16 protein-coding genes are annotated in these 22,313 nt (G+C 41.0%); 14 read left to right on the top strand and 2 right to left on the bottom strand.

Going from position 1 to position 22,313, the window contains the following annotated elements; translation table 11 throughout:
* The first annotated feature begins 30 nt into the window (after window positions 1-30).
* From D5018_RS10605 to D5018_RS10585, 5 genes are all read left to right on the top strand, one after another.
* Window positions 31-2,295, top strand: coding sequence for a DNA internalization-related competence protein ComEC/Rec2 (locus tag D5018_RS10605; RefSeq protein WP_243637422.1), 2,265 nt, complete (start codon window positions 31-33; stop codon window positions 2,293-2,295).
* A 115-nt stretch (window positions 2,296-2,410) separates the two neighbouring features.
* A complete protein-coding gene (msbA, locus tag D5018_RS10600; RefSeq protein WP_121838981.1) occupies window positions 2,411-4,219 on the top strand; it encodes a lipid A export permease/ATP-binding protein MsbA in 1,809 nt (602 codons plus the stop codon).
* Window positions 4,220-4,232: 13 nt separating this feature from the next.
* Window positions 4,233-5,210: a tetraacyldisaccharide 4'-kinase gene (gene lpxK, locus D5018_RS10595; protein ID WP_121838980.1), complete on the top strand. Its 978-nt coding sequence runs from the start codon at window positions 4,233-4,235 to the stop codon at window positions 5,208-5,210.
* Between the two features lie 10 nt (window positions 5,211-5,220).
* Window positions 5,221-5,394, top strand: a complete 174-nt coding sequence (locus D5018_RS10590; RefSeq protein ID WP_121838979.1) for a Trm112 family protein — start codon at window positions 5,221-5,223, stop codon at window positions 5,392-5,394.
* A gap of 150 nt (window positions 5,395-5,544) precedes the next feature.
* Window positions 5,545-6,738, top strand: coding sequence for a hypothetical protein (locus D5018_RS10585; RefSeq protein WP_121838978.1), 1,194 nt, complete (start codon window positions 5,545-5,547; stop codon window positions 6,736-6,738).
* A gap of 318 nt (window positions 6,739-7,056) precedes the next feature.
* Here the strand turns inward: D5018_RS10585 and D5018_RS10580 are convergent, their stop codons facing one another.
* Window positions 7,057-7,662 (bottom strand): hypothetical protein, encoded by a 606-nt coding sequence (locus tag D5018_RS10580; protein WP_121838977.1) that lies wholly within the window; start codon window positions 7,660-7,662, stop codon window positions 7,057-7,059.
* 178 nt (window positions 7,663-7,840) lie between these two features.
* Between D5018_RS10580 and D5018_RS10575 the strand changes: the two genes are divergently transcribed.
* Entirely contained in the window at window positions 7,841-10,252 is a 2,412-nt protein-coding gene (locus tag D5018_RS10575) for a hypothetical protein (RefSeq protein ID WP_121838976.1), read from the top strand.
* 285 nt (window positions 10,253-10,537) lie between these two features.
* On the opposite strand, the gene D5018_RS10570 is transcribed toward D5018_RS10575, so the two are convergent.
* The gene (locus D5018_RS10570; protein ID WP_121838975.1) at window positions 10,538-11,824 is read right to left on the bottom strand and encodes a citrate synthase; all 1,287 of its coding nucleotides are present in this window, start codon (window positions 11,822-11,824) and stop codon (window positions 10,538-10,540) included.
* A gap of 451 nt (window positions 11,825-12,275) precedes the next feature.
* Here D5018_RS10570 and sdhC point away from each other — a divergent pair, with 451 nt between their 5' ends.
* The 8 genes from sdhC to sucD all read left to right on the top strand — a co-directional run bounded on the left by sdhC (window position 12,276) and on the right by sucD (window position 22,042).
* The gene (sdhC, locus tag D5018_RS10560; protein ID WP_121838973.1) at window positions 12,276-12,671 is read left to right on the top strand and encodes a succinate dehydrogenase, cytochrome b556 subunit; all 396 of its coding nucleotides are present in this window, start codon (window positions 12,276-12,278) and stop codon (window positions 12,669-12,671) included.
* A complete protein-coding gene (gene sdhD / locus D5018_RS10555) occupies window positions 12,665-13,012 on the top strand; it encodes a succinate dehydrogenase, hydrophobic membrane anchor protein (protein ID WP_121838972.1) in 348 nt (115 codons plus the stop codon). Before sdhC ends, sdhD begins: the two co-directional genes overlap by 7 nt.
* Window positions 13,013-14,779 carry a succinate dehydrogenase flavoprotein subunit gene (gene sdhA / locus D5018_RS10550; protein WP_121838971.1) on the top strand — a complete coding sequence of 589 codons (1,767 nt, stop codon included), beginning with the start codon at window positions 13,013-13,015 and terminating at the stop codon, window positions 14,777-14,779.
* Between the two features lie 12 nt (window positions 14,780-14,791).
* Window positions 14,792-15,499 carry a succinate dehydrogenase iron-sulfur subunit gene (locus D5018_RS10545; RefSeq protein ID WP_121838970.1) on the top strand — a complete coding sequence of 236 codons (708 nt, stop codon included), beginning with the start codon at window positions 14,792-14,794 and terminating at the stop codon, window positions 15,497-15,499.
* A gap of 182 nt (window positions 15,500-15,681) precedes the next feature.
* Window positions 15,682-18,513, top strand: coding sequence for a 2-oxoglutarate dehydrogenase E1 component (gene sucA, locus D5018_RS10540; protein WP_121838969.1), 2,832 nt, complete (start codon window positions 15,682-15,684; stop codon window positions 18,511-18,513).
* A gap of 110 nt (window positions 18,514-18,623) precedes the next feature.
* Window positions 18,624-19,808 carry a 2-oxoglutarate dehydrogenase complex dihydrolipoyllysine-residue succinyltransferase gene (odhB, locus tag D5018_RS10535; RefSeq protein WP_121838968.1) on the top strand — a complete coding sequence of 395 codons (1,185 nt, stop codon included), beginning with the start codon at window positions 18,624-18,626 and terminating at the stop codon, window positions 19,806-19,808.
* Window positions 19,809-20,003: 195 nt separating this feature from the next.
* Window positions 20,004-21,170 carry an ADP-forming succinate--CoA ligase subunit beta gene (gene sucC / locus D5018_RS10530; protein WP_121838967.1) on the top strand — a complete coding sequence of 389 codons (1,167 nt, stop codon included), beginning with the start codon at window positions 20,004-20,006 and terminating at the stop codon, window positions 21,168-21,170.
* Window positions 21,170-22,042: a succinate--CoA ligase subunit alpha gene (gene sucD / locus D5018_RS10525; protein ID WP_121838966.1), complete on the top strand. Its 873-nt coding sequence runs from the start codon at window positions 21,170-21,172 to the stop codon at window positions 22,040-22,042. The genes sucC and sucD overlap by 1 nt, the downstream gene beginning before the upstream one ends.
* Window positions 22,043-22,313: the final 271 nt, after the last annotated feature.

Raw genomic sequence — 22,313 nt, 5'->3', positions numbered from 1 at the left:
ACTAGTTAACTTATAGCTATGAATCGGTTTATGTCTGGCTTTTGTGCCATGTCATTATCAGCGATTTTCTGGCCATCACTACTGCCGTTGGAGTTTCTGATCCCAGGAGTGGTAATTGCTCTAATTTTACTTTATCTGCGCAATTATATTTTGCTTGGAGCCATTTGTGCTGCCATATGGTTATCAGGTTTCACCGAACTATTGCTCGATTATCAGTATGATTCCAAAAGCAAGTACATTAACGCAAAGGCGGAAATCATATCACTAGTTTCACAAAACAGCGACTTTCTTTCTGCTGATATTAGGATAATTAAATCAAGTTTAATTGCATATCCATATCAATACCTTCGAATTTATTGGCGTACAGAGCAAGACATTAAAGTTGGTGATAAATACCTTTTTAGTTTAAGACCCAAAAGTGTCACGAGTGTGTCAAATGAAGGTGGCTTTAATCAACAAAAAAACTTATTGAGCAAACATGTCATTGGTAAGGCTAATGTGGTTGAAGCAAAGCAGTTAAGCAGTAGTCAGAGTTTGCGAGCCTATTTGATTGAGGAATTAATACAACAAACCAAACCGTTATCTAATCGAGACTTATTGTTAGCATTGTTGATGGGAGAGCGGCAAGCTTTTACAGAGCAACGATGGCAAGCATTACGCTCAAGTGGAACAGGTCATTTAGTGGCGATCTCAGGTTTGCATTTATCTGTAATCAGTGTCTGGTGTTTTTTGCTGACGATTATGGTTTTGAGTTGGTTAACGCCATCACAAGGATTACGGAATCTGAAAATAGCGATTGTATTGACCTGTGCTAGTGCTTTGTTTTATGCCTACCTAGCAGGTTTCGCAATTGCGACCCAGCGCGCATTGATCATGTTACTAACGGTTATGGTTTTGACTCTCTGGAAGAGAGTTTCATCGCCATGGGAGCGATTATTGATCGCTTTGTTTGTGGTGATATTGCTAGATCCCCTTGCTATTTTAAGTGCTGGTTTATGGCTATCTTTTGGAGCGCTATCCATTATCTTATTGTGTATTAATCGAGTAATAAGCGATGAGCAAGTAACCGGAGTGAATGGGGTAGTCTCAAAATTTAAGATATTCATAATGATCCAGCTCGGACTTTCATTTGGTCTTGGGTTGCTAGGTAGTTTGTTTTTTGGTGGTTTAAGTTTTCATAGTGTTTGGGTTAATTTACTTGCCGTACCTTGGTTCAGCTTGGTGGTAATTCCATTCGCTTTTATTGGTTTTTTAGTTTGGTGGATAGGGCAAACATTAGGTTTTCAATTTGATTTTGGTTTGCAATTAACGAATTGGCTGCTTGAACCATTTTCAATATTGGTTAATCAAGTTGTACATTTACCTTTAAGTTGGATTCATATTCAACCCTCATGGGTGATCGCAACTGCTTATTTATTTTTAGCCGTTACTCTGGCTTTTCTCATAAATCAGAAGAAAAAGTATTGGATAGCAGTGATTTTATCTTTGCCTCTGATATTACAAGTTTTGAGCTCAAACAGGACAAATGAAACTGAATGGAAAATGCATGTTCTTGATGTAGGGCAGGGCTTGGCAATAGTGCTTGAAAAACAAGGCAAAGTGCTTCTTTATGATACAGGTGCAAAATATGGCCAAGATTTTAGTTACGCTAAGACTGTGGTTATACCATTTTTAGAATCTAAGGGATTAACCGACGTAGATTATATCGTTGTGAGCCATGGAGATAATGATCATGCTGGTGGACTTGGAGTTATTAGGAATCGATTTGCTGATGCTCAATTGATAGGCGATATTAAGAACAGTGATTTGCCTTGTGATTTAGGGCTAATAACTTGGCAACAGCTTTCACTTGAATTTTTATGGCCTCTAAAACCTGAAAAGGGAAACAATGGTTCCTGTGTTATCAGAGTGAGCGATACCCACAACAGCTTGTTGTTGGCTGGTGATATTGAAAAAGAAGCGGAATATTCATTAGTGAATCTTAATAAGCATCTGCAGTCAGATGTATTAATTGTGCCTCATCATGGAAGTCGTACATCATCGACTCATGAGTTTATAAATAGCGTTAATCCTAAATTAGCAATTTTTACTGCGGGATATCAAAACCGATATGGTTTTCCAAAGCCTGATGTGGTTTCTCGCTACACAAACATTGGTGCAGAAAAATTACAAACCGGCATAGAAGGCCAAATTAGTGTTGTCTTTTCTGCAAGTGCTATAAAAACACGCACTTATCGCCGCACAATTGCGCCATATTGGTATAACCAACTGTTTAACTTTGGCGAATTTAGGTAAAATACCGCAATTTTTAAAATTGCTAGAAATACAAAATTGAGCCTAATCAGCCGCTTTTTAGTATACTTTGACGCAATTATGTCATGTCAGCGATAGACGCTATTAGGATTAATGAATGACAACATCTTCTGAACATTCTGTTGGAGCCGTTTTTAAACGTCTGCTTACTTATCTTGCTCCAATGAAAGCCATGTTTATTATGGCGGTATTAGCCCTTATTACCTATGGCGTTGTCGATGCCAGCTTTATTTACTTCATTAAACCTTTCATTGATGAAGGTTTCTCACAGCCAGCAGCCGTGAGCAGCGTTGCTGGTGATATTTTACCTAGCTCTCAAGGTTTCAATAGCGATAACGATATGCTGATGGTGGCTCCTTTATTTGTTATGGGCATGTTCACTTTGAGAGGTATAGCAAACTTTGTGTCGACATATTGTGTCTCTTATATGAGTGCGCAATTGATTATGAAGATGCGCCAACAAGTTTTTGATCATTATTTGGTATTGCCTGTCAGTTATATTGACCGTGAAAATACGGGTAATCTAATTTCTCGTGTTACCTTTGACACGGAACAAATTGCAAGAGCATCAGGAAGTGCGCTAATCACGATTGTTCGAGATAGCGTTACGATTCTTGGTATGCTGACCTTGATGTTCTATTACTCATGGCAATTATCTTTATGTATCTTAATCATTGGCCCTTTAATTGGATTAGTGGTGTCTGTTGTTAGTAAACGATTCCGTAAGGTATCTAAACAAATTCAAACGGCCATGGGTGGTGTAACAGCGGCAACAGAACAAATGCTAAAAGGTCATAAAAATGTTCTGGCTTTTGGCGGACAGGATACTGAAAAAGAGCGCTTTAATAAGATCAACAATTCCAATAGGCAGCAAAACATGAAGTTGGCAGTGGCGCAAGCCATTAGTCAACCAGTGATTATGATCATCGGTTCTTTTGCTTTGGCTTTTGTATTGTTTGCAGCCAGCTTTGATGCGTTAAAAGCAGATTTAACAGCAGGTACGTTTGCTGCAGTGATCGGTGCCATGCTTTCTATGCTGCAACCCATTAAAAACTTGTCACGTGTTAATGCAGAATTTCAACGAGGTATTGCCGCCTGTAGTACCGTTTTTGACTTGTTAGATACTGCGCCAGAAAAAGATGAGGGCACATACACTGTTGAACGTGCTAAAGGTGATATCCAGCTTAATCACGTAAACTTCCGTTACCCTGAACAAGAAAACCTAGCGTTATCCGATGTGAACTTTTCTGTAGCTTCAGGTAAAACCTTGGCTTTAGTTGGTCGTTCAGGTTCTGGTAAATCAACAATCGCCAGTTTAATGACACGATTCTATGGTGGGCTAGAGCAAGGGGAAATTACTCTGGATGGTATCAATGTTGAAGATTACACGCTCAAATCATTGAGAAACCAAATTGCGCTAGTATCTCAACAAGTTACATTATTTAATGACACTATTGCTAATAACATTGCTTATGCGTATCCGGGAGAGGTCACTCGGGAACAAATAATCAAAGCTGCTGAATTAGCTTATGCTATGGAGTTTATTGAAAAATTACCTGATGGATTAGAGACAGTAGTGGGTGATAACGGAGTGTTATTATCTGGTGGTCAGAGACAGCGAATCGCTATTGCTCGTGCAATGTTGCGTGATGCACCTGTATTGATTTTGGATGAAGCGACTTCTGCTCTGGATACTGAATCAGAAAAGGCTATCCAAAAAGGCTTAGAGAATTTGCGCCAAAATCGCACCTCTATTGTCATTGCCCATCGTCTATCCACAATTGAAAATGCCGATGAAATTTTGGTTGTTGAGCGTGGTGAAGTGATTGAAAGAGGTGACCATCAATCACTGTTGGAACAAGACGGTCATTATGCCAAATTGTACTCGATGCAGTTTAGCAGCTGATTAGGGAAAGCTTGTGCATTCACTAGTTAATAAGATTTGGTATCAAAATCATTGGTTCAAATGGTTATTACTGCCATTGAGTTGTCTATTTTGGCTTGTATCGAGTATTCGAAAAGTACTTTTTACTATTGGTTTAAAAAAACAATATAAATCACCTGTGCCTGTTATTGTTGTAGGAAATATTACTGCTGGGGGAAGTGGAAAAACCCCGATGGTGATTCATCTTATCGAACTGCTAAGAGCTAATGGTTATAAACCCGGCGTAATTAGTCGTGGATATGGCGCTGAGTTTGACGGGGAGCGTACCGTTACGTCTGAACATACTCCTGAGCAGGTAGGTGATGAACCTGCGATGATAAAAGCCCGTACTCAAGTGCATATGGTGGTAGCTGCAAAGCGGGTTAAGGCTGCTCAAAAACTCATTGATGAACATGATATTGATATTATTATCAGCGACGATGGTTTACAGCATTATGCGTTAGAGCGTGATATCGAAATTGCTATCATTGATGGTGAACGTCGTTTAGGGAACGGTTGTTTGATCCCTGCTGGACCATTACGAGAATTAAGTGGTAGGTTGCAATCTGTTGATTTTACGGTTATCAATGGCGGAAGCGATCAACAAGATGAATTTTCAATGTTGCTTGAGCCTAGTGCGCCAGTTCCCCTAATTGGTGATAACAGAACTTTTGATATTACTCAATCGGCAGTGGCAATGGCTGGGATTGGTAATCCTCAACGATTTTTCGATACCCTAAAAGCTCAGGGATATAACATTGAACGTCAAATCGAATTTGCTGACCATCATACCTTCTCGGCAGATGAGTTAGAAAAGTTGAGTGACAAATATCCTTTGATAATGACTGAAAAAGACGCCATAAAATGCTTTCCTTTTTCACAAAACAACTGGTGGTATCTACCAGTTACTGCACGTTTAGAAACTGAATTTGATAAAAAGTTGCTGGATAAACTTCAGCATATTACCGCTTAAGGACACTGCTATGTCACTTGATAGAAAACTGTTGGAAATTGTAGCTTGCCCAGTATGTAAAGGTAAGTTGGACTACGACAAAGAAGCTCAAAAATTGATTTGTAAAGCTGATAAGTTAGCATATCCCATCACGGAAGGTATTCCGGTTTTACTTGCTGAACGTGCCGAACATTGGCAAGAGTGATTCATTTCTGTTTCCCCTTTGAATAAAACAAAGGGGAGAACTTCGCATCTTTATACAAACTGAACAAGTTTTAAAGACATTCAAGCAAAAATTGAAACCAAGGTTGCACCATGATATTTATTTGCCGTTAGTTTTTAATAGGGTTTTTCGGTGGCTACAGAAATTACAGCAACTTTTTCTGGACAACACAAGTCGGTTGTCCAAACAGATGAAGCAGTTGAGCCTTACACTTCAGTTAAGTTAGGACTTAGAAACGGCTTCAGTTGTTATTACAATGTAAGGCTTGATCCTAATTTTACTCCCGCCGAAATCGCTTGTTGTAGTGCTTGGTATAGTTTTTATTCGACTAATGGAAGTCTACCGAAAAACCCAAATCTGAATGCCTTTGAATGTAGTGTTGAATTTTCTAATCTCGCACGGGCTCCAATAACGTCTTTGTTTCAGGTCGAGCTTAGGCTTCAGCCATATATCAATATTGCTCTAATCAAGTTTTTTAATCCTGTGTCTAATGACCTTGAGCGAATTCTAACGCTGGATTTTTCTACTTCTGAAAGCGGTCTGTCACATTTAAAAAATATCAAGCAGTTAATGTCTGAGCTTCCTGATCATCCATTGTTGCCCAATAAGAGATTAGATGTAGCTATTGAAACTAAAAGTACCCATACAAGTCAGTTTGTTATTCTTGGTATTGATGATATTCAGGTATTCGATTTTCGTGGGTTATTTGATGCTAGGAATAGTATTACTTCTGAGGAGTTTGATAGAGTAGGTTATCAGTTTAATAATATTTGGCTGGTTGATTTTTTAGAACAGGTTTGCAGTGGATTGCAGGTGTTTTGTGACAAAGGTTATGATTTAACCCAAATACTACCATCCTACTTTGGCTATGCTCCCAAGAGAAGTCAGTCAATTCTTTTAGAATGGCGTAAAATATCACCAATAAAAAGTGATGTCTCTGTTGGAAAAATGGATCCAGATAAGTCAAAACAAAATGCCGTTGTGGTGTTTGCACAGCTCATTTTTATTCTATCTGGTAAATTTTCTAAGCTAGTATCAACAAATATGCAAAAAACAGATTGGACTCAATTAGGATTAGACATTTCAAAGATGAAATCTAAAGTGATTAGTCATCTGAGAACATCTTCTCCCAATTGGAAAAAACTTACAAAAACTAATGATAAAACTCCCCTGTCGCCAGATATAAGAGTATCTGGTGAGGTAAGCGCAATTGACAGTTTACTTCTTATGGTGGTTTATATGCTCCAACCTGAATTTTTAAGTTCAGTAGATTTCGAAGCTATAAAGTCACATTTAAACAAAATCAGGACTAAATACTGGGTATAGTTTTCTAAAGAGTATTTAGGGCCTGTTGATCTTTCGTGCTTATTTTTGCAGCGACAAATTGGTTATCTTGTGCAAGGCGGAGTTTGTGCTGTGTAGTTATTACCGACATACAAAACTGTCGTTACTTCGTTGCTACATAAACAAACGATAACGAAGCAGAAGTGACCAATTTACGCTGTCTTCGATGCTTTTGAGCACTTCCTGTTCTGTGTTGTGACCAGCTTACTTAGATGGCTAAGCTTCACTGCTCACGCCTTGAACAGAAAAGTGCTCAAATAGCACAAAATTTAAGCCTGAAAGATCAACAGGCCCTAGGGTTTATAGTTCCGATTCTAATCTTTCAATCATTGTTGTTGCTAATTGTTTCACTTCACTGTTGGGCACATTATGAAATCCTACTAGAAGTTTTCTCATAAGTTGAGGGTTATCATTACTTATTCTTAATTTAAATTCATAAATAAAGCGTTGAGTTATTTTACTGTCAAATAAGGGAGGTTGTTTCGGGTTTCTCTCTCTTCGAATGAGCTCCATTGAGAATCCTGTTGTTAAGAACCCTTGCTCTTCTATTTGCTGTTTTAAAATATGCGCTTGAGTTGGAGTCAATGTCGCAAAAGCTCGAGTGAGGTTATTGCTGATAGCCATGAAGGCTTCACTGCTAACAGAATCAAATTTACCCGGCTTTATATTTGTAAAAATTTTAGCATTTTCATCTGGATACCTATCTAAAAACTTAGATATTACCTTATCTAATTCTTGGCACCTTTCATCGATAGTTTCCACAGTAGTAACGCGGCCACTTACTAGATATGCCTTTTCAGCATTACAAGTCTTACAAGTAAAAATATCTTTCTCGTCTTTAACTTCATGGGTATACAAGCATTCATGAACAGGAGAATGTAAAGATGGTGTGACTTGAGTTGACATGTGTATTTATGAATGATGGTTTCGAATAGGGCAAGCATATACAACTCAATCAAATAAATAAGTTAATTTTTTTTCATACTCAACTCGTTACTATAAATCTTTGATATAACTGACCAAAGGTTTCAAAATCCGCTAACAAGCTGTTCTTTATGTGGATACTAAAAGGGTAGGAGGCTTTATGTCTGAGGCAAACGGTTTATATCATTGGGATCCACGACATAGTGATCATCGCTCATATACAGCTGAATATGGAGATAGAAACTGGGTAGGGAGTTCGCAAACTGGTGAACCAACTCCTGTAGATTTTAGAGGGCAAGATTGGAGTGTAAGTGAGCCAGAAGGGGAAGATCATCTAAATTCAAGCTTACCCCCTGATTCCGGAGCAGCGACTCCAGCGGCTCCGCCTAATTCACTACTAAGCCAATTTGACGTTTCTAGCTCCCCTAATAAGCAAGCTGCGACAAGTGTTTCAAGAGTAACTCAGCAAATGCAAAATGCTTCCATCTCAGCAGGGAAGCGTTTAGATGGTGATAACCCTTATCTCCCACCTTATAATTATTATCATCCACAATTTTCAGAGTGCTATGTTAGACCTACTCATCAGCCTAATCCAAGTGCCTTTAAGCCGATCACTAGACCTGGCATGCCCTTTCAAGGTAATCAGTTCTCATCACACCCAGTCGTTATTCAAGTTCCGGTCATAGTACAGCAAGTACCTGCTCAACTTGGAATTGGTAATGACAGTGTTGTTGCAGAGGTACAAGTGGTTGGAACTGGCCATGTGCGGCTCAATCGAGAAAAAAATGTTATTGATACTTGGCTAGATTATCCTCAAGCTCGAATAAGTACAAAAAAAACTAATTATATTCAATTCGTAATGTGGGGAACAAACCCAGATACGCCATTTGATTACGCGCACGCATGCTGTCTGAACAGCAAGAAAACAGGTGTAATAGTGGATTTTAATCACACATTAACGTTTTTAGGAGTTATGTCTCAAGCGCCAACACGCTTTAATTTAGGGACTTCTGACGCTATAAAGCAAATTAAAAGCATGTCTGCTAAGCTACTACTCGCAAATACAAAAGATGCACTATCAAGAATCATAAGGGATATTAATACTGCTAAATACCAAGGTCGTTATCAACTCCTTTTAGCACAAAACCCATTAATCAGAGATGAAAGCGGATATATAACAAACGCCTGTGGTTGTTATTTTTTTGCTTGTATTGACCCAAATACCGCGATAAAAGCCTCAAAACTTCATAGCACAGAGCGATATCAATATGCTCTGGATGCAATGACTCATATTTGTTATTTGTTTTGCTTTTGCTGTGTTGACCACCCAGAGGAAGCAATATTAATAAAAATGCCATTATACAAACTGTCATTAAGCATATATAAGGCATACCATGTTAATGGAGAAAATGCAGAGAAATTTAAGACTGAATGGCAAAAAACGCTAACAAGCCAAGTGACTGATGACCAAAGTAAGCAAACACCATACCTCAAGCTTGGTTGTGCACCATTAATTGAAACGTTAGGGAACGAGTTGGGTGAGCCATTTAGAGTTTCAGATCTTTTAACTGCATTGCGTATAGACTTGGCTAATACTGAAACAAAGCAACAACAAGCCGTTCAAGCGGAGTTAAAAGCGAAATATCCCATAGCTGCTCAAAAAACATTAATAAATAAAAAAGCATTACAAACTGTAATAACTGTGATTCCAGAGCTAAAGCTTCTATTTACGCTGGTACCTAATCAAGACCAATTTTACCTGTTCGATATACTCAATTTTTTTCATTTGCTAGGACTCAGTGAAGATGCTGTAAGCAACTTGCCAATAAAGTTTTTGGATAATGAACAGTTAGAGTTTAGGTTGTTTGTGCGGGACAAGGCAGGAATTAATCAAGCTAAACAATTTAGAGCTCAGTTATTGAAAGATGATATACAATTTCAAAGATATGATCTCAGCAAGATTCTTTCTGAGCATTCTAATCATATTCATCAATTACAAGAGCTTGGAATAACACCTAAGTTATTGTGGGACTATTTCGAAACAGCAGAAGAAAATCAACCCCGAAAAAGAATCCTTAAAGGTGATACGACTGTTGGTGCAATGTGGTTGGATTTTGAATTGGCTCATAAATCAAGGTCAGCAGATTGTACAAGTGTTTATCAAAGAGCTTTCAAAGATACATTACATATCAAGCCGAAACAAACCAAAGAACCACAAGATCTATGGGCATTTTCGCTTAGTAGAAATGGTAAAGTCTGTCGCTTCAAAGCTATTGGTATTGGAATGTTAGGCCCAAGCTATTATCGCTATGCTGAGAAAACAGCAGAGGAAAATAGTTGGAAAGACTTTCAAAAGCAAGCACAGGGGACATGTGATATTTGCAGGAATCCATATCAAAGGTTTAGGTTAAATTATGATTTAACTGATGAGAATAGAAAGGCTGAAAGAATTCCTCCTAAGACTTGGTATCACTGTGATGAAACGGGTGAAGATTGTTGCTACGATTGCGCAAAAAAAGAGGCGCCAATACAAAATCCAAGTAAGTTGTCGGACAAAGGAACAATGGTATAACCCAACTCCAAAATTGAGTCAAACTAGGCGCATCAGCGTTTTGCATTCCAACAGGAATACCTAGAGAAGCAACAAAAGTTGCGTTTTTCATCTGGAGTGTTGAATGCTAGCGTATCAAATTTCAACTTCTTGTATAGACGCTTAACACGTTCATAAGTCACTGAACTAGGCCAACCTTTTGTTGTGCTTTACAAAGATCAAACTTTTTTTGAAAAAAGCAGGTTGCTGATAAATTAATTACAATATAAAAGCCTGCATAAAGCAGGCTTAAGAGGATATAGGAATTTATCTATCGCCCAATTTCACAAAGTCACGCGCTTTTTCACCAGTATAAAGCTGTCGAGGACGGCTGATCTTATGACCAGGCATATCTAGCATTTCTTTCCAGTGAGCAATCCAACCAACAGTACGCGCTAGTGCAAACATTACGGTGAACATGCTTGTTGGGATACCGATAGCCTTCATAATGATACCTGAGTAGAAGTCTACGTTTGGATATAGCTTCTTAGATACAAAGTATTCATCTTCAAGAGCGATACGTTCAAGTTCCATTGCTACGTCTAGTAGTGGATCTTGTATGTTTAGCTCTTTAAGAACTTCATGACAAGTCTCACGCATGACTTTAGCGCGAGGGTCGAAGTTCTTATAAACACGGTGACCGAAGCCCATTAGACGGAATGGGTCATTCTTGTCTTTCGCTTTTGCAATGAACTCAGGAATACGATCTACTGAGCCGATTTCTTCTAACATCTTCAAGCAAGCTTCGTTAGCACCACCGTGAGCAGGTCCCCAAAGTGAAGCGATACCCGCTGCAATACATGCAAATGGGTTAGCGCCCGAAGAACCTGCAAGACGTACTGTAGAAGTAGATGCGTTTTGCTCGTGATCAGCGTGAAGGATGAAAATACGATCCATCGCACGCTCAACAACTGGGTTTACCTTATATTCTTCACATGGCACAGCAAACATCATGCTTAGGAAATTGCCTGCGTAGCTAAGGTCATTCTTAGGATAAACGAAAGGTTGACCCATTGAGTACTTATAGCACATTGCGGCTAATGTAGGCATTTTGGAAACTAAGCGATACGCTGCAATTTCACGATGTCTTTCATTGTTTACATCAAGAGAGTCTTGATAGAAAGCTGCAAGAGCACCTGTTACACCACAAAGCATTGCCATTGGGTGTGCATCACGACGGAAACCTTTAAAAAAGGTCGCCAATTGTTCGTTAACCATGGTGTGTTTAGTCACGGTTTCAACGAAGTTATCGTGCTGTGCTTTATTTGGTAATTCACCATTTAGTAGTAGATAACAAACATCTAGGTAGTTTGAATCTACAGCTAATTGCTCGATAGGGTAGCCGCGATGAAGCAAAATGCCTTGCGCACCGTCAATGTATGTAATAGATGATTCACACGACGCTGTTGCAAGAAAGCCTGGGTCAAACGTAAAGTAGCCTTTACTACCCAACTTGCTGATGTCGATTACATCGAAACCTTCAGTTCCTTGTTTGATTGGTAAATCGATAGAATCGTTTTCCGGTAAGTTTAAAGTGGCTTTTAATTCAGCCATACCGCGTTCTCCTTACTTCAATCTTCATATGAGAGTGGTATGTATATTCATAGTAGTGCATAAAAATGCAATAGTGAATATATATATAAAAGGTGCAATACTTTAACCGCATTTAGGGGAAGGTTGCAATTCAAATGGCTGTTTTATTCAAAATTGTTAATTTTTTTAACGGTGATCTGGCTCACAATGCTCGTTACTTATACAGCTGAACACTAATTTTCGGAAAATTGATATTTTACGTTATGTGATGTTTGTATTTGACTTTTCCCGCGAGTATACTCTTTTCGGCTTTTGAAAGAGTTTCAAAAGTGAAAATAATAAGATTGATCTCTATTTGTAAAATTAGTGGCTTCAGAGAGCAAGTACTTTCAATAACGATTTTTGCCAGAGTATCGGTTGTTAAAAAAAAGATCGGAATTTTGGCAAGCATCGTATAATTAAACAAAACTCAATGAGGCTGAGTGAGCAGAACGTGAAAAAGCAAAGACCTGTCCATCTAGATCTACAACAAATCCGCTTTCCTGCAACAGCGATTGCGTCCATTCTTCACCGAATTTCCGGTGTGATTATGATTTTTGCCACAGGCATCTTGCTGTGGATGTTACATTCTTCATTAGCATCAGCAGAAAGCTTCGCCGAATTGCAAAATTTATTTGCCAACCCTCTAGCTAAGTTCGTTGTTTGGGGCATCTTGACCGCCTTGGCTTACCATTTGATTGGTGGCATACGTCACTTGATCATGGATACAGGGCGTTGGGAAGAATTGAACTCAGGTGCAACATCGGCAAAAGTTTCTTTTGCGTTAACGATTGTTGTTTCTATTGTAGCGGGGATTTGGGTATGGTAACCAATGCAGCAAGTTTTGGACGCAGCGGTGTTCATGACTTCATTTTTATTCGTGCAAGCGGAATCATCCTAGCTTGTTACACACTCTTTTTAGTTGGCTTTTTTGCCTGCAATGCGCCGATGACTTATGAGGCGTGGTCTGGTTTATACAGCACCATAGGAATGAAAGTATTTACTTTGATTGCCTTAATTGCATTACTAATCCACGCGTGGATTGGTACTTGGCAGGTTCTGACTGACTATATTAAGTGCACTAAATTACGTGGCTTATTGCAGTTTATTTTTGTTATTACCGCTTTTACTTATCTAGCGGTTGGCACAATTACAGTGTGGGGTGTGTAAGTGAGTATTCCAGTTCGCGAATTTGATGCCGTAGTAATCGGTGCTGGCGGTGCAGGTATGCGCGCCGCATTGCAAATTTCTAAAGAAGGTAAAAGCTGTGCGCTTTTATCTAAAGTATTCCCAACTCGTTCTCACACTGTATCTGCTCAAGGCGGTATTACAGTTGCGCTAGGTAATGCACACGAAGACAATTGGGAATACCACATGTATGACACCGTTAAAGGTTCTGACTTTATTGGTGATCAAGATGCAATCGAATACATGTGTCAAACTGGCCCTGAAGCCATTATTGAGCTTGAGCACATGGGTCTTCCTTTTTCTCGTTTCGAGAATGGAAAAATTTATCAGCGTCCATTCGGTGGTCAGTCTAAAAACTTCGGTGGCGAGCAAGCAGCACGAACTGCTGCGGCAGCTGACCGTACTGGTCACGCGTTGCTTCATTGCTTGTATCAACAAAATGTTAAAAACAAGACTGAAGTTTTCTCTGAATGGTATGCACTGGATCTTGTTAAAAACGAAGACGGCGCAATCGTAGGTTGTACTGCATTAGAAATCGAAACCGGTGAAGTCGTTTACTTCAAGTCTAAAGCAACTGTTTTAGCCACTGGTGGTGCAGGTCGTATCTTCGCATCTACCACTAACGCTCACATTAACACTGGTGATGGTGTTGGTATGGCGGCTCGTGCTGGCGTTCAATTACAAGATATGGAAATGTGGCAGTTCCATCCAACGGGTATTGCTGGCGCAGGCGTTCTTGTGACTGAAGGTTGTCGTGGTGAAGGTGGTTATCTTCTAAATAAAGACGGCGAACGCTTCATGGAGCGTTATGCACCAAACGCAAAAGATCTTGCATCTCGTGATGTTGTAGCTCGTTCTATGATGACCGAAATCCGTGAAGGCCGTGGTGTTGATAGTCCACATGGTCCACACATCTATTTGAAGCTTGATCACTTAGGTAAAGAAACGCTTGAAGAGCGTCTACCGGGTGTTTGTGAACTGTCTCGTACATTCGCACACATTGATCCAGCAGATGGTCCAATCCCTGTAATCCCAACTTGTCACTACATGATGGGTGGCTTACCAGCTAAGGTTTCTGGTCAAGTTATCCACCAAAATGAAGATGGCACAGAGCATGACATTCCCGGTCTATTCGCAGTAGGTGAAATCGCTTGTGTTTCAGTACACGGTGCAAACCGCTTAGGTGGTAACTCACTACTTGACCTTGTGGTATTTGGTCGTGCAGCAGGTCAGCACTTAGGTAAAGCGTTAGATGAAACGCCAAACCCTAAAGCAGCAACTGAAGCACAAATCGACGCGAGTCTTGCGCGTCTAAACCGTTGGGAAAACAACAAAGACGGTGAAGACCCAGTACAAATTAAGAAAGATCTACAGCAATGTATGCAGTTGAACTTCTCGGTATTCCGTAGCGGTGACTCAATGGCTGAAGGTCTAGAAGAGCTAAAAGCGATTCGTAAGCGTTTAGACAACGCTAAACTATCTGATAACTCGAAAGAGTTTAACACTCAACGTATTGAGTGCTTAGAATTAGATAACTTAATGGCAACGGCATTGGCTACTGCATATGCAGCTAACTTCCGTACCGAAAGCCGTGGTGCGCACTCACGTGAAGATTTCCTAGAGCGTGATGATGAAAACTGGCTATGTCACTCGATCTTCGATCCGAATACAGAAGCTATGAATAAGCGTGATGTGAACATGGAGCCTAAGTTCCGTGAAGCATTCCCGCCTAAGAAGCGTACCTACTAAGGAGTTGCCAAGATGAAATTGAATTTTTCAGTTTATCGTTATAATCCTGATGTAGACACTAAGCCTTACATGAAGGATTACACGCTAGAAGTGAAAGAAGGCTCCGATATGATGGTATTGGATGCACTTATCCTTCTTAAAGAGCAAGACTCAACACTTGCATTCCGTCGTTCATGTCGTGAAGGTGTATGTGGTTCAGACGGTATCAATATGAATGGTAAAAACGGTCTAGCGTGTATCACGCCTGTTTCTACCTTCAATGGTAAGAAAATTGAAATCCGTCCGTTACCAGGTATGCCGGTTGTTCGTGATTTGATTGTAGATTTGACTCAATTCTACAAGCAATACGAAAAAATTAAGCCATACTTGATTAATGATGAAAGAACGCCAGCTCGTGAGCACCTTCAATCAATTGAAGACCGCGCTCATTTAGACGGTTTGTACGAATGTATTATGTGTGCTTGTTGTTCTACAGCGTGTCCGTCATTCTGGTGGAACCCAGACAAGTTCGTCGGTCCAAGTGGTCTTCTGCATGCTTATCGCTTCCTTATTGATAGTCGCGATACAGCAACAGAGGAGCGTCTTGCAGAGCTTGATGATGCATACAGCGTATTCCGTTGTCACGGTATCATGAACTGTGTTGATGTTTGTCCTAAGGGATTGAACCCAACTAAAGCTATTGGTCATATTAAGTCAATGCTATTGAAGCGAGCTGTATAAATGTCCCAAAGCTATTTGGTTAATATAACGGTGTAAAAATAGAAAGCTGCCTCTATGCTATAGAGGTGGCTTTTTCTATCTGTAAAAGTACTTTTAGAAAAGCAAAACTGTACATTAAGAAAACACGCTTTCCCACCTACAGTATCTGCCACTAATTGATATAAAGTTTGAAAGGAATGGAAATGCACCAAGGCACTATGAAAGCCTGGCTCGAATCCTCTCATTTGTATGGCTCTAACGCCACTTACATTGAGGAGATGTACGAGGCCTATCAAGAAGATCCGCAGTCAGTTTCCGAAGATTGGAAAACTGTCTTTGATAACCTTCCTTCCGTAAATGGTGAAGCATTCGGTACCCCAGAAGTTGCACACTCTAAAGTTCGAGATTACTTCCGTAGTTTGGCACTTGAAAGTCGTGGCGGCACTGCAGCAAGAGCCGCTGATCCTGAGCTTGATGCAAAACAAGTTAAAGTTCTCCAACTTATCAATGCTCACCGTTTCCGTGGACACCAAAATGCTAACTTAGATCCATTGGAATTATGGAAGCGTGAAGCTGTTGCTGAATTAAACCCTGCATTTCATGGGTTAACGGCTGAAGACATGAGCAGTGAGTTTAATACTGGTTCGTTTGCCTTCGGCGGCGAAACCATGAAGCTTTCTGATTTGGTTAATGCGCTTAAAACAACTTATTGTGGCTCTATCGGTGCTGAGTACATGCACATTACCGATACTGATGAGAAGCGTTGGATTCAACAACGTATTGAGCCATCTTTAGGTAATGGTAACTATGGGAAAGACGTTCAGACTCGTATTCTTGAAGGTCTAAACGCTGCAGAAGGTATGGAAAAATACCTTGGTGCTAAATTCCCAGGTGCAAAACGATTTTCACTGGAAGGTGGTGATTCGTTAGTACCAATGTTGCGTGAAATCATTTACCGTGCTGGTGAGTCTTCTACTAAAGAAGTTGTTATCGGTATGGCACACCGTGGTCGTTTGAACGTTCTTGTTAACGTATTAGGTAAGCGTCCGGGTGAATTATTTGATGAATTTGCGGGTAAGCATGCTGCAAATGGCGGTTCTGGTGACGTTAAATATCACCAAGGTTTTTCATCTGATTTTGAAACTCCAGCTGGCTTAGTTCACCTAGCACTTGCGTTTAACCCATCTCATCTTGAGATCGTAAACCCAGTGGTTATGGGTTCTGTTCGAGCTCGCCAAGATCGTCGTGGTTGTAAAGATGGTAGCCAAGTGTTGCCAATCACTATTCACGGTGACTCTGCAATTGCTGGTCAGGGTGTCGTTCAAGAAACCTTTAACATGTCGCAAACACATGGATTCAAGGTTGGCGGTAGCATTCGTGTTGTAGTGAATAACCAAGTGGGTTTCACAACCTCCAAGCAAGAAGATACTCGCTCTACTGAATACTGTACTGACATCGCTAAGATGGTACAGGCGCCAATTTTCCATGTTAATGCTGACGATCCAGAAGCTGTAGCTTTTGTGGCTCAACTTGCTGTTGATTACCGTAACGAATTCAAACGTGATGTTGTGATTGATCTGGTATGTTACCGTCGTCACGGCCACAATGAAGCTGATGAGCCAAGTGCAACTCAGCCGTTGATGTATGCGAAAATCAAAAAACATCCAACGCCACGTAAGATCTACGCTGACAAGCTAATTGCAGAACAAGTCATCGCTTCTGATGAAGCGGTTGCAATGGTCAACGGTTATCGTGATGGTTTAGATGCTGGCGAGTGTGTGGTTAAAGAATGGCGTCAAATGGAAAAGTATGCCGTTGATTGGAGTCCATATCTAAATCGCATGTGGGAAGAAGATTACGCTTCTACCATTGATGCTGACAAGTTAAAACAACTTGCTGATCGTGTTGCGTTGATTCCAGAAGGTCACGTTGTTCAATCTCGTGTTGCGAAGATCTACAAAGATCGTGTTGCAATGGCGAATGGTGAAAAACTGCTTGATTGGGGTATGGCTGAAAACTTGGCTTATGCAACCATTCTTGATGATCAAAAACGTGTTCGTATTACGGGGCAAGACTCAGGTCGTGGTACTTTCTTCCACCGTCATGCTGTTCTACACGAGCAAAAGACGGCGAGTACCTTCATGCCTCTTCGTAATCTAGAGGGTGAGCAGGGACCGATTGATATCACTGACTCAGTACTGTCTGAAGCATCAGTTCTAGCCTTTGAATACGGCTACGCAACTGCTGAGCCTAGCGGTCTAACCATTTGGGAAGCCCAATTTGGTGACTTTGCTAACTGTGCTCAAGTAGTTATTGACCAATTCCTATCTTCTGGTGAGCAGAAGTGGGGACGTTTGTGTGGTCTAACTATGCTTCTTCCTCATGGTTATGAAGGGCAGGGACCAGAGCACTCAAGTGCACGTCTAGAGCGTTTTTTACAGCTTTGTGCTAACCATAATATGCAAGTGTGTGTACCATCAACACCAGCACAGGTTTATCACATGCTACGCCGCCAAGTTGTACGTCCAATGCGTCGTCCACTTGTGGTTATGTCTCCTAAGTCTCTACTTCGTCATCCACTTGCAGTTTCATCAATGGATGAGCTGGCTAATGGTACTTTCCAAAATGTGATTAGTGAGATTGACGAGCTAGACGCTAAGAAAGTAGACCGTGTTGTACTTTGTAGCGGTAAGGTTTACTACGATTTAGTGGATAAGCGTCGTAAAGAAAACATTGAGAACGTGGCGATTGTTCGTATTGAGCAGCTATATCCATTCCCACATGAGGAAATGGCTAAGGCTCTAGCGGATTATCAGCACGTTACCGATTTTGTTTGGTGTCAGGAAGAGCCTCAAAACCAAGGTGCTTGGTACTGTAGCCAACATCATTTCAGAACTGCTATCCCAGCAGGTGCTGATTTGACTTATGCCGGTCGTGAAGCTTCCGCTGCTCCTGCATGCGGTTATGCTGACTTACATATGCGTCAACAAGAAGCATTAATCAAAGACGCATTAAACCTAGGAAAAGCAGAGTAATCTCTTTTTGAGTGAAGCTGCTAATAAGATAGAGAAAAAGCAATTGCGAAAAATCCAACTGCTTTTTCTAGGTCAAACTTAGTTATCGTTTATAGAAAGGATAGTTTTTTATGAGTATCGAAATTAAGGTACCCGTATTGCCAGAGTCAGTTGCAGACGCAACCATTGCGACTTGGCACGTTCAGCCTGGTGAGTCAGTAACTCGCGACCAAAACTTGGTTGATATTGAAACTGATAAAGTAGTTTTAGAAGTTGTTGCTGAAGCTGACGGTCAAATTGGTGAAATCCAATTTGGCGAAGGCGAAACCGTTTTAGGCGAGCAAGTGATTGCGACTCTAATCCCTGGTGCTGTTGAAGCGAAAGCTGAAGCACCAAAAGCGGAAGCGGCTCCTGCTGCAGAAGCTGCACCAGCGCAAGAAGAAAGTAACGATGCATTAAGTCCATCAGTGCGCCGCCTAATTGCAGAGCATAATGTTGATGCCAGCAAAGTGAAAGGTACTGGTGTTGGTGGTCGTATCACTAAAGAAGACGTTGAAAAGTTTGTTAAGTCTCAAGGTTCATCGGCAGCGGCGGCTCCTGTTCAAGTAGCAGCTGAACGTAGCGAGAAACGTGTTCCTATGACTCGTCTTCGTAAGACAATTGCAAACCGTCTTCTTGAAGCGAAGAATTCAACTGCAATGTTGACGACGTTTAACGAAATCAACATGAAGCCAATCATGGATATCCGTAAGCAATACAAAGATATCTTTGAAGAGCGCCACGGTGTACGTTTAGGCTTTATGTCTTTCTACATTAAAGCGGTAACTGAAGCACTTAAGCGCTTCCCTGAAGTGAATGCTTCTATTGACGGTGACGATATCGTTTATCACAACTATTTCGACGTCAGCATCGCAGTATCTACTCCACGTGGTCTGGTAACTCCTGTACTACGTGATACTGACAAGATGAGCCTTGCAGATATCGAGAAGAAAGTTCGTGAATTAGCGATCAAAGGTCGTGACGGTAAACTAACCGTTGAAGACATGACTGGCGGTAACTTCACTGTTACTAACGGTGGTGTATTCGGCTCGCTAATGTCGACTCCAATTCTTAACATGCCACAAAGTGCAATTTTAGGCATGCACGCCATTAAAGATCGTCCAATGGCAGTGAATGGACAGGTAGAAATTCTACCTATGATGTACTTAGCACTATCTTATGACCACCGTATCATCGATGGTCGTGAATCAGTTGGCTTCCTAGTTGCTATTAAAGACTTCTTAGAAGATCCAACTCGTCTATTACTAGACCTATAATTTGTGTTTCCGTCGCACCTGCGTAGGCAGGTGCCCAGTGATTTTAGATTACTTAAATAAAAGTCGCTAGATTCCCGCCTTTGCAGGAATGACAGAATCTGATAAAGGTTGAAATAAGACAATACCCTAGCGACCGCCCTTGAAGTTAAATGGGCGGTTATTTAATTCAATTTTGTAGTAAACGGATAGATCATCATGAATTTGCATGAGTATCAGGCAAAAGAGCTTTTTGCTGAATATGGTTTACCAGTATCTGAAGGTTACGCTTGTGATACAGCTCAAGAAGCTGTTGAAGCGGCTGGACGTATTGGTGGTGACATGTGGGTCGTTAAGTGTCAAGTACATGCTGGCGGCCGCGGTAAAGCTGGTGGCGTTAAAGTAACTGGCGACAAAGAAGAAATCAGAGCATTTGCTGAGCAATGGCTAGGCAAAAACTTGGTTACTTACCAAACTGACGAGAATGGTCAACCCGTTGCTAAAATACTTGTAGAAAGCTGCACAGATATCGCTAACGAGTTGTACCTAGGCGCTGTAGTTGACCGTGCAACTCGTAAAGTTGTATTCATGGCTTCTACTGAAGGTGGTGTTGAAATCGAAACAGTTGCTGAAGAAACTCCTGAGTTGATTCACAAAGCAATCATCGATCCTCTAGTAGGTCCTCAAGCTTACCAAGCACGTGATCTTGGCTTCAAGTTAGGTCTAAACCCAACTCAAATGAAGCAGTTCACTAAAGTATTCATGGGCCTAGCGACTATGTTTACTGACCATGATTTCGCACTTCTAGAAATCAACCCACTTGTTATCACTGAAGAAGGTAACATTCACTGCCTAGACGGTAAGATTGGTGTTGATGGTAACGCATTGTTCCGTCAGCCTAAAATCCGTGAAATGCACGATCCTTCTCAAGAAGATGCTCGTGAAGCACACGCGGCTAAGTTCGAACTTAACTATGTTGCTCTAGACGGTAACGTAGGTTGTATGGTTAACGGTGCAGGCCTAGCGATGGGTACGATGGACATCGTAAACCTACACGGCGGCAAGCCAGCTAACTTCCTAGACGTAGGTGGCGGCGCAACTAAAGAGCGTGTAGCTGAAGCATTCAAGATCATTCTTTCTGATGACAATGTTAAAGCGGTTCTTGTTAACATCTTTGGTGGTATCGTACGTTGTGACATGATCGCAGAAGGTATCATTGGTGCTGTTAAAGAAGTTGGCGTTGAAGTACCAGTTGTTGTTCGTCTTGAAGGTACTAACGCTGAGAAAGGCCGCGAAGTTCTAGCTAACTCTGGTCTTGACATTATCGCTGCTGAGTCACTAACTGATGCTGCAGTTAAAGTCGTTGCTGCTGCGGAGGGCAAATAATGTCTGTTTTAATTAATAAAGATACTAAAGTTATCTGCCAAGGTTTCACTGGTGGTCAAGGTACTTTCCACTCTGAGCAAGCTATCGCTTACGGTACTCAGATGGTTGGTGGTGTGTCTCCAGGTAAAGGTGGTCAAGTTCATCTAGGTCTACCTGTATTTAACACTGTTAAAGACGCTGTAGCTGAAACTGGCGCAACTGCGACTGTTATCTATGTTCCTGCACCTTTCTGTAAAGATGCAATCTTAGAAGCTATCGACGCAGGTATCGAGCTAATCGTATGTATTACTGAAGGTATTCCAACTTTGGATATGCTTGAAGTTAAAGTTAAGCTTGAAGAAACTGGCGTTCGCATGATCGGTCCTAACTGCCCAGGTGTTATTACTCCGGGTGAATGTAAGATTGGTATCATGCCTGGTCACATCCACAAGCCTGGTAAAGTGGGTATCGTTTCACGTTCTGGTACTTTGACTTACGAAGCGGTTAAGCAAACTACTGACGAAGGTTTCGGTCAATCTACGTGTGTTGGTATTGGTGGTGACCCAATCCCAGGTACTAACTTCATCGATGTTTTAGAAATGTTCCAAAACGACGAAGGTACTGAAGCTATCGTTATGATTGGTGAAATTGGTGGTACAGCTGAAGAAGAAGCGGCTGAGTACATCAAGAACCACGTAACTAAACCTGTTGTTTCTTACATTGCTGGTGTTACTGCACCTGCTGGTAAGCGTATGGGTCACGCTGGTGCAATCATCGCTGGCGGTAAAGGTACGGCTGACGAGAAGTTCGCTGCACTAGAAGCGGCTGGTGTAACTACTGTTCGCTCTCTGGCTGACATTGGTAAAGCACTTCGTGAGAAAACTGGCTGGTAATAACTAGCTTAAATGTTTAAAGGTCGGCACTGCCGACCTTTTTTGTTATTGAGGTCTTAACCCTTCAAGTATCCGAGCTTGTACCATTCTCGCTTCACTTAGTGATGTGGCTTTAGAAACTATGTCGATGAATTGTGTTAACGTAAGATAAGGGGTAGTGGGCTGCTTTTGTGAATTGTTCTATCATGGTTGCACGCTGGTTTAATTTATTTTAGAGCATGTCATGCGCCATTCTATTGATGTTCAATGTCCTCATTGCCACGGTGTTTCA

It is taken from the genome of Parashewanella curva, from assembly GCF_003675895.1.
Taxonomy (GTDB): domain Bacteria; phylum Pseudomonadota; class Gammaproteobacteria; order Enterobacterales; family Shewanellaceae; genus Parashewanella; species Parashewanella curva.
This window is presented reverse-complemented; position numbering and strand designations above follow the sequence as displayed.